The organism is Mycobacterium sp. 1245805.9 (assembly GCF_001672915.1).
Classification (GTDB): domain Bacteria; phylum Actinomycetota; class Actinomycetes; order Mycobacteriales; family Mycobacteriaceae; genus Mycobacterium.
Map to the genome: position 1 here is coordinate 18787 of NZ_LZKR01000127.1, position 12884 is coordinate 31670.

13 protein-coding genes are annotated in these 12884 nt (G+C 69.7%); 5 read left to right on the forward strand and 8 right to left on the reverse strand.

What is annotated here, in order from left to right:
* Nucleotides 1-4: 4 nt before the first annotated feature.
* The 6 genes from alsS to A9X00_RS17890 all read right to left on the reverse strand — a co-directional run bounded on the left by alsS (nucleotide 5) and on the right by A9X00_RS17890 (nucleotide 7896).
* Entirely contained in the window at nucleotides 5-1687 is a 1683-nt protein-coding gene (gene alsS / locus A9X00_RS17865; RefSeq protein WP_067156128.1) for an acetolactate synthase AlsS, read from the reverse strand.
* 25 nt (nucleotides 1688-1712) lie between these two features.
* Nucleotides 1713-3233 (reverse strand): FAD-dependent monooxygenase, encoded by a 1521-nt coding sequence (locus A9X00_RS17870; RefSeq protein WP_067156131.1) that lies wholly within the window; start codon nucleotides 3231-3233, stop codon nucleotides 1713-1715.
* Nucleotides 3230-3871 (reverse strand): TetR family transcriptional regulator, encoded by a 642-nt coding sequence (locus tag A9X00_RS17875; RefSeq protein WP_067156293.1) that lies wholly within the window; start codon nucleotides 3869-3871, stop codon nucleotides 3230-3232. The genes A9X00_RS17870 and A9X00_RS17875 overlap by 4 nt, the downstream gene beginning before the upstream one ends.
* A 119-nt stretch (nucleotides 3872-3990) precedes the next feature.
* The gene (locus A9X00_RS17880; RefSeq protein ID WP_067156133.1) at nucleotides 3991-5148 is read right to left on the reverse strand and encodes an AAA family ATPase; all 1158 of its coding nucleotides are present in this window, start codon (nucleotides 5146-5148) and stop codon (nucleotides 3991-3993) included.
* Nucleotides 5149-5156: 8 nt separating this feature from the next.
* The gene (locus A9X00_RS17885) at nucleotides 5157-6749 is read right to left on the reverse strand and encodes a Na+/H+ antiporter (protein ID WP_067156136.1); all 1593 of its coding nucleotides are present in this window, start codon (nucleotides 6747-6749) and stop codon (nucleotides 5157-5159) included.
* A gap of 100 nt (nucleotides 6750-6849) precedes the next feature.
* Nucleotides 6850-7896, reverse strand: coding sequence for a DUF5685 family protein (locus A9X00_RS17890; protein WP_067156139.1), 1047 nt, complete (start codon nucleotides 7894-7896; stop codon nucleotides 6850-6852).
* A 70-nt stretch (nucleotides 7897-7966) separates the two neighbouring features.
* On the opposite strand from A9X00_RS17890, the gene A9X00_RS17895 reads away from it, so the two are divergent.
* The 4 genes from A9X00_RS17895 (at nucleotide 7967) to A9X00_RS17910 (ending at nucleotide 10749) form a co-directional block, all read left to right on the forward strand.
* The gene (locus tag A9X00_RS17895; RefSeq protein ID WP_067156142.1) at nucleotides 7967-8869 is read left to right on the forward strand and encodes an RNA polymerase sigma-70 factor; all 903 of its coding nucleotides are present in this window, start codon (nucleotides 7967-7969) and stop codon (nucleotides 8867-8869) included.
* A gap of 3 nt (nucleotides 8870-8872) precedes the next feature.
* Nucleotides 8873-9682, forward strand: coding sequence for an SDR family oxidoreductase (locus A9X00_RS17900; RefSeq protein WP_067156144.1), 810 nt, complete (start codon nucleotides 8873-8875; stop codon nucleotides 9680-9682).
* 97 nt (nucleotides 9683-9779) lie between these two features.
* Nucleotides 9780-10214, forward strand: a complete 435-nt coding sequence (locus tag A9X00_RS17905; RefSeq protein ID WP_067156147.1) for a protease inhibitor I42 family protein — start codon at nucleotides 9780-9782, stop codon at nucleotides 10212-10214.
* 55 nt (nucleotides 10215-10269) lie between these two features.
* Nucleotides 10270-10749 carry a hypothetical protein gene (locus A9X00_RS17910; RefSeq protein ID WP_067156150.1) on the forward strand — a complete coding sequence of 160 codons (480 nt, stop codon included), beginning with the start codon at nucleotides 10270-10272 and terminating at the stop codon, nucleotides 10747-10749.
* 62 nt (nucleotides 10750-10811) lie between these two features.
* Here A9X00_RS17910 and A9X00_RS17915 read toward each other — a convergent pair whose 3' ends face one another.
* Nucleotides 10812-11141 carry a hypothetical protein gene (locus tag A9X00_RS17915; protein ID WP_067156153.1) on the reverse strand — a complete coding sequence of 110 codons (330 nt, stop codon included), beginning with the start codon at nucleotides 11139-11141 and terminating at the stop codon, nucleotides 10812-10814.
* 153 nt (nucleotides 11142-11294) lie between these two features.
* Here A9X00_RS17915 and A9X00_RS17920 point away from each other — a divergent pair, with 153 nt between their 5' ends.
* Nucleotides 11295-12110 (forward strand): lysophospholipid acyltransferase family protein, encoded by an 816-nt coding sequence (locus A9X00_RS17920; protein ID WP_067156155.1) that lies wholly within the window; start codon nucleotides 11295-11297, stop codon nucleotides 12108-12110.
* On the opposite strand, the gene A9X00_RS17925 is transcribed toward A9X00_RS17920, so the two are convergent.
* Nucleotides 12107-12871: an SDR family oxidoreductase gene (locus tag A9X00_RS17925; RefSeq protein WP_067156158.1), complete on the reverse strand. Its 765-nt coding sequence runs from the start codon at nucleotides 12869-12871 to the stop codon at nucleotides 12107-12109. The two genes, A9X00_RS17920 and A9X00_RS17925, sit on opposite strands and share 4 nt — an antisense overlap.
* Nucleotides 12872-12884 lie beyond the last annotated feature (13 nt).

The window sequence follows — 12884 nt, forward strand, 5'->3', positions numbered from 1 at the left end:
CGGCTCATTCGAAGGGGTCGTCGTGCAGGTGTGCGGCGAGTTCGGTGTTTCGGCTGTAGTCCACCGGCACGTCGATCAGGGTCGGCCCTTCCTGGGCCAGCGCCTGGCGCAAGGTGGCGCCGAACTCGTCGAGCGAATTCACCCGGTATCCGCGGGCTCCGAAAGCGGCCGCGTAGCTGACGATGTCGTAGTCGGCGAGCTGCACGCCGGACTTGCGCTGGTACTTCAGCTGCTCCTGGAAGCCGACCATGTCGTAGGTGTTGTCGCGAAAGATGATGTGGGTGAATGTCAGGCCCAGGCGGGTCGCGGTCTCGAGTTCTTGAGCGGAGAACAGGAATCCGCCGTCCCCGGATACCGACACGACGGGCGTGCCGGGCCGCACCAGGCAGGCGGCCATCGCCCAGGGCAGGGCCACGCCCAGGGTCTGCTGCCCGTTGGAAAACAGCAGGCGTCGGGGCTCGTAGACCCGGAAGTGGCGCGCCATGTAGATATAGACGGAGCCGATGTCGCAGGCGACGGTGGCGGTGTCGTCGAGTTCCTCGCGCAGGCGCAGCACGACGGCGACGGGGTTGAGCCCGGGGCCGCCCGGCTGCTGGTCGCGTGCGGCGTTGTCTATGTCTGCCAACGCTTTTCGCTGGCTGTCGATCTGGCCCCGATACTCGTCGGTGAGCGCGAGGCCGGCGAGGTTGTCGGTCAGCGCGGTGAGGGTGGCCGCGACGTTGCCGAGCAGTTCCAGGGCCGGTTGGTAGTGGTTGTCGATGTCGGCGGGGATCGAGTCGATGTGCACGACGGGGCGCTCGAGGTGAGAGTTCCACAGCACCGGGTCGTATTCGACGGAGTCGTAGCCGATGGTGACCAGGACGTCGGCGTGGTCGAGGATGACGTCACCGGGCTGGTTGCGGAACAGGCCCACCCGGCCCAGGAAGTGATCCTCGAGCGCGCGGGAGATCACCCCCGCGGCCTGAAAGGTTTCCACGACGGGCAGCCCGGTCGCCGCGACGAGGGCGCGCAGCGCCGCGCAGCTGTCCGGGTCGGCGCCACGCATCCCGACCAGGAGGGCGGGGCGCCGCGCGGCGCGGATGAGCCTGCCGGCCTCCGCGATGGCGTGCGCCGGGGCCGCCGCCAACGGCGGGATCGGCAGCCGCACCCCGATGCCGGCCGTCGTGGGGGCGGCCAGGACATCCGAGGGCAGGACGACTGCGGCCGCTCCGCGCGGCTCGCTGGCGGCGGCGCGGAACGCGCCGATGGTGGCCTCGACGGCGTTGTCGGGGTGGTTGACCTCGCCGGTGAACTTGGTGACCGTCCGCAGCATTGCCGCGGCGTCCATCGACTGGTGGGTGCGCTTGAGCCGGTCTTCGCGGCTCACCGCGCCACACAGCGCGACAACCGGGTCCTGCTCGGTGGTCGCGGTGAGCAGGCCGGTCGCCAGGTTGGTCGTACCCGGACCCGACGTCACCAGCACCACCCCGGGGTTGCCGGTAAGCCGGCCGATCGCCCCCGCGATGAACGCCGCGTTTTGTTCGTGACGGCACACCACCAGTTTTGGCCCGCCGTCGACCAGCGCGTCGTAGACGGCGTCGATCTTGGCTCCGGGCACGCCGAAGATGTACTCGACGCCCTGCGCCGCGAGCACGTCGACGATCTTTTGCGCGCTGCGCACCGGTTCGCCGGGATTTGTGGGGGCCATGGGCCCAGTCTGGTCGCCGGCGCAGCTAGCCGCTCGACTCGGGTCCGAACCACCGCTCGAGCGCGGCGCGCAGGCCGGCTTCGTCGTCCGTCCCGACCGTGTCTGCCGCCCAGGCGACGTATCCGTCCGGCCGGAGCAGCAGCGCCGCGGCGGGCGGGTCGGCGGCGGTCGCGCGGACGATGTCGACGCGATCCAGCCAAGCCCGCGCCGCGGCGCCGACGCCGCCGTCGAGGTCGAGCAGGATCGGGCGGGCGTCGTGCAGCAGCTCGGTGACCCGCCGGCCGTCGTCGAGCGTGAGCTCGGGCACGGGCCAGCCAGACAGCGGGTGGTCGTCGCCCACGTCGTAGCGAACGTCGTTGCCGGCCAGCAGGCGCGCCATGTGGGTGGCCGCGTCGGGAATGGCGATGAGCTCGCCCAAAAGCGTTCGCAGCGCGGCGACTTCGGGGCCCGGCGCCATGAGCGCGATCTGGGCCAGCGAATGCATCATGACGCGCTCGCCCACCGGGTGCCGCTCGGACTCATAGGTGTCGAGCAGTGTGGGCGGTGCCCATCCGTTGAGCTCTGCGGCAAGCTTCCAGCCCAGGTTCAGGGTGTCCTGCAGCCCGAGGTTCAGGCCCGGACCGCCCATGGCGCTGTGCACGTGGGCCGCGTCGCCGAGCAGCAGGACCCGCCCGTCGCGGTAACGTTCGGCGTGCCGGGTGTTCTGCCCGTTGATCCGGCGAAGGGCATGTGGCCCAGGGCCTTTCGGCTCCTCGAACGGGACGTCGACGCCGAGGATGCGGCGTGCGCTGTCGCGCAGTTCGTCGAGGCTCATCGGTTTGTCCTCGACCGGTGGCCTGTACTCGATGGTGCCGAACATTGACCGGCCGGGTTCGAATTCGGCATAGATCACCCCACCGCGATCCAACCGCGTGTGCATGAACGGAAGCCAGCCGAACCCGGGGACGTCGATGCCCCCGTCGCGGCGGAATTGGTCGGGGACATGCACGTGGGCGAGCCGTCCGACCGTGTCCGAGGTGACGCCGGGAAAGTCGATGCCCACCGTCTTGCGTACCAGGCTGCGTCCGCCGTCGGCGCCGACCAGGTACCGGGAGGCGATGCGGTACTCGCGCTCGGGTGAACCCACCATCACCTCAACGGATTCCGGCTCCTGCCGCAGGCCGGTGAGCGCGTGCCCCCAGCGCAGGTCGACCCCGAGGTCGCGTGCCCGCTTCTCCAGCAGCCGCACCAGCCGGGGCTGTTGCATGGGCAGCAGGTACATCGGGTTGTCGGGCACCGCAGCAAAGTTCAGGATCATGGCCGCGAAGATCCAGGCGTAGGAGGGCTGTGGCGGATCGGGGTCGCCGGTGAACTCCCGATACAGGCCGCGCATGTCGAGCATCCGAACCACCTGCCCGACAAGGCCGTTGGCCTTCGGCTCTGCGCTCGGCCCGGGCAGGGGATCGAGCACGACGGGCCGGATGCCCGCCAGCGCCAGCTCGCATGCCAGCATCAGCCCGTTGGGGCCGGCGCCGGCGATGACGACGTCGGCGTGGTCGTCGGTCATGGTCTGCCTCCGTGCTTGGTGGGTTCGGGCAGGCCCGCCTCGACAGCGGCGAAGCCCTCGCGGATCAGGTCGGTGATCGCGACGGGCGGATCCGCCCGCACGTAGGCCTCCGTGGCCGCGTCGCCGACGGCCCGCACGACCGCCACCACCAGCCGCGGGTACAGGTCGCGCTCGGGGTCGGTGCCGGTGCGCTCGGCGACCACGTCGAGGAATTCGTCGAAGAGCTGCTGCGGCACGGCATTTCGAATCTGTGGGTTCATCAGCAGCTTTCGGACCTCGACGAGCTCCCGGCGGCTGGGCACCCGATTTTCCTCGCCGTAGACGTCGCCGAAATCGGCCTCGATGGCCTCTAGCACGACGTGGGTGATCGACGTCCACAGCGGCTCGTCGGCGGGGCGCTCCCGCAACGCTGCGACGCTGCGGCGCATGCGCTCGGTCTGCCGGTAGGCGAGCGCCTCGTACTTGCCGTTGAAGTAGTTGTTGAACGTGCGCAGCGACACCCCGGCCAGGTTGGCGATCTCGTCGCGGGTCACGTTTTCCAGCCCGCGTTCGAACGCCAGGCTCAGCGCGGCGTCGCTGAGCGCGCGCCGCGTGTCGGCCTTCTTGCGCTCGCGCAGTCCGAGGGACGGGGCGGTCACGCTGACCAACGTACGGGAAAATTGCACGGTGGGCAAGATTGCCTGCTGGGCAATTTATCGGTTGGATCAGTGTGTGCGTCCACGGCCTTGATGCACGAACGTCGCCGTCGTTTAGCCGTTTAGCGTTTGCCCCAGTCCCAGCGCGGCGTCGTCAGCAGGCCTTGGCCGGCGACGCGCGTCTCGCCCCACTCCTTGTGCAGCTCGATCTCGACCGCCGCGTCGCCGGCGGCTTCCAGTAGGGAACGCGAATGGGTGACCACCACGACCTGGGTCTGTTCGGCGGCGGCGCGGATCAGCGACGCGAGCGGTCGCACCAGCTCCGGGTGCAAGGAGGTTTCGGGTTCGTTGAGCACCATCAGCGACGGCGCCTGCGGGCTGAGCAGCGCGGCGGCCCACAGCAGGAATCGCAGTGTGCCGTCGGATAATTCGGCCGCGCGCAACGGGCGCAGCATGCCGCGCTGCTTCACCTGCAGGTCGAACACCCCGTCGTGCACGGCGACCGAGACCGTCGCGCCGTCGAACGCGTCGGCGACGGTGCGGGCGAGGTCGTCGAATCCCGCCTCGATGATGGTCTGGATCGCCGCGGCCAGGTCGTGGCCGTCGTCGGACAGCACCGGGGTGCGCGTTCCGACCTGCGGTTGCCGCGCCGGCGCCCCGGCGTCGACACGGAACCCGTCGTAGAACCGCCAGCCGCGCAGCCGCTCGCGCACGGCCGCGAGTTCGGGCAGCGCGTGTGGGTTCGCGTACTCGGCCAGCACGCTGCGATACGACGGCAGGGACCGGGTCAGCTCGTCGAACCCGCGGCCCGAGTCCGAGCTGACCTCGGCGAGATTCCGGGTGCGGCGCACCAGCGTGGTTCCGGTCCGCAGCACCGGACCGGCGAACACCGCTTCCCGCTTGATCTCGGGATCGCGGCCGAAGGCCGACGCGATTCCCGCCATCTGCGGAATGCCCAGGTCCACCAGGTAGCCGAAATCGTCTGCGGCAAAGCCCAATTCGAGCGACAACGGCCGGGTGCGCACGGTGCCCTGGGCCTTGCCGGTGCGCCGGGCGCCGCCCAGTTGCTCGGGCCCGGCCCACAGCACCGACTGCAGCCCGCCCTCGCGGGCCAGGGAGCCGATCACCTCGCCGCGCCCGCAATCGGCCAGCAGCCGCAGCGCGCGGTACAGCGAGGACTTGCCGGCGCCGTTGGATCCCGTGACGATGGACAGCCGACCCAGGGGCACGATCACCTCGCGCAGCGAGCGGTACCCGCGGATGGCGACCGTCTGCAGCATCGAGCGCGCTACTCGTCGTCGGCGGCGTCGAGCAGTTGGACTTCCTCGAGGTCCATCTCGTTCTGCAACTCGCGCAGCACGATGTCGTCGATGAGGTTTTGGTTGCGCAGGGCGGTGATCTCCCGCCGCTTGTGTTCGAGCACGCCCAGCCGCACCCGCCGCACCTTTTCCTTTTTCTTGACGAGGTGGCCGTTGGCCGAGCCGTCCTCGGTGGCCTGGGCCAGCGCGGCCTTTTCTTCGTACTCCTTCTGCAGCCGCCGCCGCAGGTCGTCGCCGATGCCGACTTCGTCGGCGACCGTCGGCAGCGCGTCGAGAGCCGCCTGGACGCCGCGGGTCCTGGCCATTTCCAGTTCCTGGACGTAGGTGAGGTCCTGGGGAATCTTGGCCCAGCGCACCACGGCCGGCAGCGTGATCCCTTGGGCGAGAACGGTTACGAGGATGACGAACGTGACGATGAAGATGATCAGGCTGCGGTCGGGGAACGGCGCGCCGCTGAGCGTGGTCGCCGGCACGGCGAGCGCCGCGGCCAGCGACACGGCGCCGCGGAATCCCGCCCAGGCGACGACGAAGCGCTGGCGCCAGGCGACGCGGCGTTCGCGCTGCGCCTCGCGTCGGTCGACGAGGCGAATCAGCAGTGTGGTGATTTCCCCCCAGACGATCCGCGACGCGATGACGACGCCGGTGATGGCGAGGGCGAGGTAGGCGGCGTGGCGAAGTCCGCCGTCGACGCCCGCGATGCCGCGCAGCGCGCCCGGGATCTGGACGCCGACGAACACCCACAGCGAGCCGTTGAGCAGGAAGGTCGCGATGTCCCAAAACGCGTACGCCTTCAGGCGGGAACGGGCGCGGATCACGATCGGCCCGGAATAGGCGAGCACGAGGGCCGACACCAACACCGCGACCACGCCGCTGCAATCGAACGCCTGGGCCAACAGGAACGCCGCGAACGGCGTCAGCAGGCTCAGCGCCCCTTCCTCCTGCGGGGCGTCGATTCGCTTGCGCACCATGGTCGCCAGCCAGCCGACGAGCAGACCGGCGGCGATACCGCCGAGGTAGGAGATGACGAACCGGCCGCTCACCTGGAGCGGGCTGATCGCCGAGCCGCCGATCGCCACCGTGACGCTGCCGGCGAACAGCACTAGCGCGGTGCCGTCGTTGATGAGGCTCTCGGCCTTCAGCACGGTGAGTTGTCGGCGCGGCAGCTTCTTGGCGAGGCCGGCCACCGCGGCGGCGTCGGTGGGGGAGAGCACGGCGCCCAAAACGCCCGCCGCGTGCGGGTCCATGCCCAGTGCCCGGGCCGTCCACGACACCGCCGCCGCGGTCGCGATCACCAGGGCGACGCTGAGGATGACGATGATGCGCGCGTTCGCCCGGATCTCGCGGAAGCTGGTGTTCAGGCCCTCCCAGTACAGGATCGCCGGCAGGAACAACAGCAGCACGACCTCGCCGTCGACATGCACGTGACCGAAGTGGGGAATCAGACCCAGCAGCGCGCCGAGCAGGATGAGCAGGACCGGCGGACCCACGCGGTAGCGCCGGCCGATGACCGTTCCCAGGATGACGGTGGAAACGAGCGCGACGATCAGGACGAGCGCAAACACCTGCCCATCCTGCCCGACGGGTCCGACTTGCGCGGCTTGGACTCAGCGAACTTGGCGGCCCGCTTGTTCACGAACGCGTCGATGCCCTCGCGGCCGTCACCTAACAATCGCAGCAGCAGTCGTCGCAGCACTCGCAGGTCTCGCAGCAGCACCAGCAGCCGCCGTCGCCGCCCTTCTTGCGTTTCCCGGGGTCGGGGGTTTCGCCCTCGTCCGTGGGCTCAAAGGAACCGGGCTGGTTGCCGAAGTTGATGGGTTCCTGCTGGCCGCGCGGCGTTCCGCTCTGCGCGGTGTAACCGGCCTGGCTGAAGGTGCGTTTGATCGCGCGGCGCACCTCGCTGGTCAGCAGCCGCTGGGGCAGGCGCCCGTCGGTGAACTCGACGTCGGCCAGCGCCAGCTCGATGCCCAGGGCCGCGTCGTCGCACAGGGCGCGGGCCTCTTCGACGGGAGTTGCGGTGGCCGCCAACGGGTTCCACTTGCCGCGCGCCACGTCGTCGCGATAGTCCTCGACCGCGTCGAGCAGGTGGGCCACTCGGCCGAACAGCTGCCCGATCTCGCGCAGCGGGGCGGCGTTGCCGGGGCGTCCGGCCAGCACGGCGGTGTGCGCGAAGGCCTCGGCGACCGCGGTCTCGGTGGGCTCGGTCACCGCCAGCAGCGGGCTGCCCGGGCCGGCGGACGCCTCGAGCGCGGCCTGCCGGTCGATCGCGGCGACGAGCACGCCGGTGTCGAAGCCCAGGGTGTGGCCGGCGTCGGTGCCCTGGCGCACCCAGCGCTCGGCAATGCGCCGCGCCGCCGGGCGAACCCCGGCCGCGCCGACCAGGCCGTCGCGGTCGTCGACGTGGTCGCGCACCCGCGCGGCGGCCAGCGCCAGCGAGACCACCGCGGCCAGGCGCACGCAGTCACCGGTGGCCACGTCGGCGCGCCGCATCCCGCGCAGCGGGCAGCGCCCGGCCTTGCGGCGCGTCGGCTCACCGGCCGACTGCGCCTCGACCAGCAAGGAGACCACCAACCCGTCGTAGTTGGTGGCGATCCGCGCGACCTGGCCGTAGTCGTCGCGCAGAGCCAGACACAATCCACACAACTGGGCTCGCCAGGCGTCCGCGAGCTCGCCGCCGAGCCGATGACGGCAGGGCCGGATGATGCCAAACATGCACAGAAGCTACCCGAGGTTCAGCAAACGCGCGCCGCAAAACGCCGAGCCCCCGTGGCAGGCTGGCAGGGTGACCGACGTCGCGCAGGACTTCGAGGCTCAGCGGCCGCGCCTGTTCTGGTTGGCGTACCGGCTGCTGGGTTCGGCGAGCGAGGCGGAAGACGCGGTGCAGGACGCGTACCTGCGCCTGCACGGCGCCGACGCGGATTCGATCCGGTCGTTGCCGGCTTGGCTCACCACGGCCGTCACCAACCTGTGCCTCAGCCGGCTCACCTCGGCGCGCGCCCGCCGCGAGGTGTATCCCGGCCCGTGGCTGCCCGAGCCGGTGCTCACCGACGACCGGACGCTCGGCCCGCTCGAGACCGCAGAACAGCGCGAGTCCGTGTCGATCGCGCTGCTGAGCCTGATGGAGCGGCTCGGCCCGACCGAGCGTGCCGCGTTCGTCCTGCGAGAAGCGTTCGCCTACAGCCACTTCGAGATCGCCGAGATCTTGGAAACCTCGGAGGCCAACGCCCGCCAGCTGTACCGGCGGGCGAAGGAGCGGCTGGGGGAGCCCCGTGGGCGGTTCCAGCCGGACCGGGGGCAGTGGCGTCGCCTCGTCGACCGCTTCTTGACCGCCGCGCGCGCCGGTGACGTGAGTGGCCTCGTCGAAATCCTGACCGACGACGTGACGTCGACGGCCGACGGAGGCGGCAAGGTCGCGGCCGCCCGGCGCGTGATCTCGGGCCGCGATCGGATGGCCAACTACGTGGCGCGGGTGTTCGGCAGGAACATGGCGCAGGCGCGTCTCGAGGTCGCCGAGGTCAACGGCGAACCGGCGATGCTGGCGTTCGACGGCGACACCCTGGCCGGCGTCCTGTGCTTCGAGGTCGCCGGCGACCGGATCGCGGCCCTGCGGGTGATGGCCAATCCCGACAAATTGCGATTTATCGCCGAGCAGTTGTCACATCCGGCGGGTCTGCCCGGTTCATAGGGCATGGCGAATCGAATCCTGGTAACCGGCGGCACCGGAACCGTGGGGCGCGTCGTGGTCGATCGGCTGACGGCCGCGGGCGCGGAGGTCCGGGTGGTGAGCCGCGGGCGAAGGCCGCACCAGCGCGCCGACGTCGAGCATGTGGTCGGGGACGTGCAATCCGGTGCGGGGCTGGACGCGGCGGTGGGCGGCGTCGACGCGATCGTGCACTGCGTCTACCCCACCGAGGCGCTGGTGGCGGCGGCGAAACGGGCGGGCTCACCGCACCTGGTTTACGTCTCCATCGTCGGAATCGACCGCGTCCCGTTCGCCCTCTATCGCATGATGCTCGCCAACGAGCGCACGATCGCCGAGTCGGGCCTGCCGTGGACGGTGCTGCGGGCCACCCAGTTTCACGATCTGATCGCCTTCCTGTTGCGCATGCTGGCCAAGCCGGCGGTGATGGCGCTGCCGTCGGGCCTTCGGTTCCAACCGGTCGACGTGCGCGACGTGGGGGAGAGGTTGGCGGGGTTGGCGCTGGGCGAGCCGAAGGGGCGGGCGCCGGATTTCGCCGGCCCGCAGCCGCGCACGCTCGACGACCTGGCCCGCAGCTACCTGGCAATTGTCGGCAAGCGCCGGCCCATCGTGCCGATTCGGTTGCCCGGCAAGGTGTCTGGCGGCATCCGCGCCGGCGGGCTGCTGGCCCCGGAGCACGCCGACGGCACGATCACCTTCGAGCAGTACCTCCGCGAACAACTCGCCGCCGGCGAGCGGCCGTACCGCGACGCCATCCGCGCGTACCTGCCGCGCCTTTCGTTCGTCCCAGGGCGTTAGCCCGGCACCTCACGTTCCCTCTACCTGCGGCGACACCCCGCGCTCACTCGGGCCTGGGATATTAGGGTGCTGAGGCGAAATCGAAGGGGGAATTTTCTTGAAGACGAGGCTGCTCCTCGCAGTCGCCCTGCTCGCGGGCTCGACGGCCGTGGGCTGCCATTTTGCGTCCCGGAACCCGCCGACGAGCCAGACCCTCGAGGTCGCAATGGGCGACGTGCTGAAGCAGAACGCCATCACGCAGGACGTCACGCTGGGCGTCGGCCACACCCTGACCCTGAGGCTGGGCTCGAACTACACCACCCCGTACCGGTGGACGATCAACACGAAGATCGGCGATCCGAGCGTCGTGAAGCAAACCAGCCACGCGTTCGTGCAACCGACCTCCGACGCGCTGGGGGCGCCGGGCTCGGAGGTGTGGACGTTCGAGGCGTTGAAACCGGGGAAGACGACGATCACCACCGCGTACTCGAGCATCGTCGGCAAGGACTCGAAGACGGCATGCACCTACACGGCCAACGTGACGGTGCAGTAAACGTCTCTGGCAAACGAGTGCGCGCGCGGGGGCGAGCCGGGCTACGGTCTTGACTGTGTTTGGCTTTCTTCGCAATTGGTCCGAGATCGGGAAGTTGCCGGCAGAGCTGCGCGAAGAACTCGACGCCGAGGGTGTCATCTTCACCGCCGGCAAGGTGGGGGTGAGCCGGCACTTCAGCGGCCACGTGCCCGGCGTCTATTCGGCGAGCGGCGTATCTCGCTATTCGGGCGGGTTCGGCTTCAGCGTCGCGCGGATCGTCGCCACGTTTCCCACGCGGGGCGACGCCAAGCTGCGGGCCGTCGACTGTGCGTGGGACAGCGACAAGGGGCCGGCGCGGGTGACCATCACCGAAAAGGGGTTGCGGATCGAAATCGACTTGCACGGAGTCGATCCCGCGTTTTCCGGCTCGATGAAGCTGAACTATCGGAAAAAGATCCCCGCCGATGTGCTGGAAAAGCTGCCCACCACGTCGCTGCGCTTTCGGGTCGACCCGGTGTTCGTGTATCGCGCCGCCGGGGTCCGGCCCAAGCCGTAGCGGGCCCGGTAGTCGGCCCGCCACCCCACGCAGGATGACGGGCCGACCTTGACGAGCGGTGGTTACTGCGGCGAGGTCGCCCCGGGCGGCAAGTTCGCCCGTCGGTTGTAGAAACCGTAGTCGGCCTTGGTGTACTCAGTGAGCAGCTTGCCGTGTGCGTCGTACACCGAACAAATCTCGTCACGGTCGTTGCCGACTCTCTTCGTGCTGTAGACGCCGCGTACCCCGCCGGCGGCGTAAGCACCTGGATTAGTAGTGCACGAGTGCTCGATCGTCTCCGCATGGGCGGCGGGCGACAAGCCGATCGCGGTGGCGGCTAGGGCGCCGACCGCGAGGGCGAGCGTGGTGAGCGCCGCGGTGCGCGCCCGTCGTGCGGTGCTGATGCTGGTCATGTTCTCCCCTGGTGGTTGAAGCCGCTCCGGATGAGCCGCTGTCACAGGTAGGAGCGCGAACGCACCTCGGGTCGGACACTTTTTTGGTCGCGACTTTCGCGGAGCTGACCAAATGCCCTATTCGGCGCGGTGGGGGCGGCTGAACATCGGGGTATGAGCGGCAGCCACACCGATACGACCGACATCGACAAATGGGATCGCGGCCTGACCGAGCATGTCGTCGCGCTGACCCGGCCGATCGTCAAACACTATTTCCGTTCCGAGGTGCGCGGCCTGGACAATCTCCCGTCCGGTGCGTCGCTGGTGGTGTCGAACCATTCCGGCGGCCTGACGTCGTTCGACCTGTCGGTGTTCGCCGTCGACTATTACGACAAATACGGGTACGAGCGCCCGCTCTACGCGCTCGGTTTCGACACGCTATTCGGGGTGGCGGGCGAATTCCTCAACCGCACCGGGGTCATTCGCGCGACGCGCGAAAACGCCGCCAGGGCATTGGCTTCCGGCGCCGTCGTATTGGTGTTCCCCGGCGGCGATTTCGACGTCTACCGGCCGAGCATGCGCGAGAACGTGATCAACTTCGGCGGCCGGACCGGCTATGTCACCACGGCCCTGGAGGCGGGGGTGCCGATCGTGCCCGCGGTATCCATCGGCGGGCAGGAGGGCCAGCTGTACTTGAGCCGCGGCACCTGGTTGTCGCGTCTGCTTCGGCTCACCAAGTTCGAGCGCAAGCACTTCCGAACCGACATCCTGCCAATAACTTTCGGGTGGCCGTTCGGGCTGAGCGTCCTCGCCCCGGTCAATGTGCCGCTGCCCACCAAGATCGTCACCGAGGTGTTGAAGCCGATCGACGTGGCTAGGGAGTTCGGCGCTTCGCCCGACGTCGAGCACCTCGACGCGCTGGTGCGCGGACTGATGCAGAAGGGCCTGGACGCGCTGGCCGCCAAGCGGCGCTTCCCGATATTCGGCTAGGCGTTCGCGGGCCGCAGCATCCGCCCGGCGACGCGCGCCGAGATCGAACCGGGCCCCAGGCGCGCGAAGGTGGACGTGAACCGATTGCGCCACCCGGGTACGACGACGGGGCGTCCCTTGTCGAGGGCTTTCAGCCCGGCGGCGACGACGGGTTCGGGCGGGGAGAGGCGCCGATAGACCGCGGTGTGCGAGACGTCTTCGCCGAGGGCGTCGACGAACCCGGTGCGCGTGGGGCCGGGGCAGAGCGCCGTCACGGTGACACCGGATTTGCGGGTCTCCGCCCACAGGGCCTGGCTGAGCGACAGCACGAACGCCTTCGAGGCGCCGTAGGTGGCCTGATACGGGCCGGGCTGAAAGGCGATGGTGGAGGCGACATTCAGGATGCCGCCGCGACCGCGGGCCAGCATGCCCGGAAGCACGGCGTGGGTCAGCCGCACCAGCGCGTCGACGTTGACGGCGACCAGCTCGTGCTCGCGCTGGGCGTCGATCTCCGCGAACGGGCCGTAGGTGCCGAACCCGGCGTTGTTGACCAGGACGTCGACGTCTTTCCCGGCCAGGCGGGCGATCAGGTCGTTGGCGCCGTCCTCGGTGCCGAGGTCGCCGACGACGAGTTCGGCGTCCGGGTTGGTTTGCTGCGCCACCGCTTTGAGGCGGTTTTCGTCGCGGCCGGCGAGCACGAGACTGTGGCCGCGTTGCGCGAGCTGCTCGGCGAAGATTGCGCCCAGCCCGGAGCTGGCGCCGGTGATCACTGCGGTCGACATCGCTAAACCCCTT

What these genes read in the sequence shown, in the direction of transcription:
- alsS (WP_067156128.1), bottom strand. Translation starts at nt 1,687, where the DNA reads ATGGCCCCCACAAATCCCGGCGAACCGGTGCGCAGCGCGCAAAAGATC.
- A9X00_RS17870 (WP_067156131.1), bottom strand. Translation starts at nt 3,233, where the DNA reads ATGACCGACGACCACGCCGACGTCGTCATCGCCGGCGCCGGCCCCAAC.
- A9X00_RS17900 (WP_067156144.1), top strand. Translation starts at nt 8,873, where the DNA reads ATGGCGAATCGAATCCTGGTAACCGGCGGCACCGGAACCGTGGGGCGC.
- A9X00_RS17925 (WP_067156158.1), bottom strand. Translation starts at nt 12,871, where the DNA reads ATGTCGACCGCAGTGATCACCGGCGCCAGCTCCGGGCTGGGCGCAATC.
- A9X00_RS17915 (WP_067156153.1), bottom strand. Translation starts at nt 11,141, where the DNA reads ATGACCAGCATCAGCACCGCACGACGGGCGCGCACCGCGGCGCTCACC.
- A9X00_RS17880 (WP_067156133.1), bottom strand. Translation starts at nt 5,148, where the DNA reads ATGCTGCAGACGGTCGCCATCCGCGGGTACCGCTCGCTGCGCGAGGTG.
- A9X00_RS17890 (WP_067156139.1), bottom strand. Translation starts at nt 7,896, where the DNA reads ATGTTTGGCATCATCCGGCCCTGCCGTCATCGGCTCGGCGGCGAGCTC.
- A9X00_RS17920 (WP_067156155.1), top strand. Translation starts at nt 11,295, where the DNA reads ATGAGCGGCAGCCACACCGATACGACCGACATCGACAAATGGGATCGC.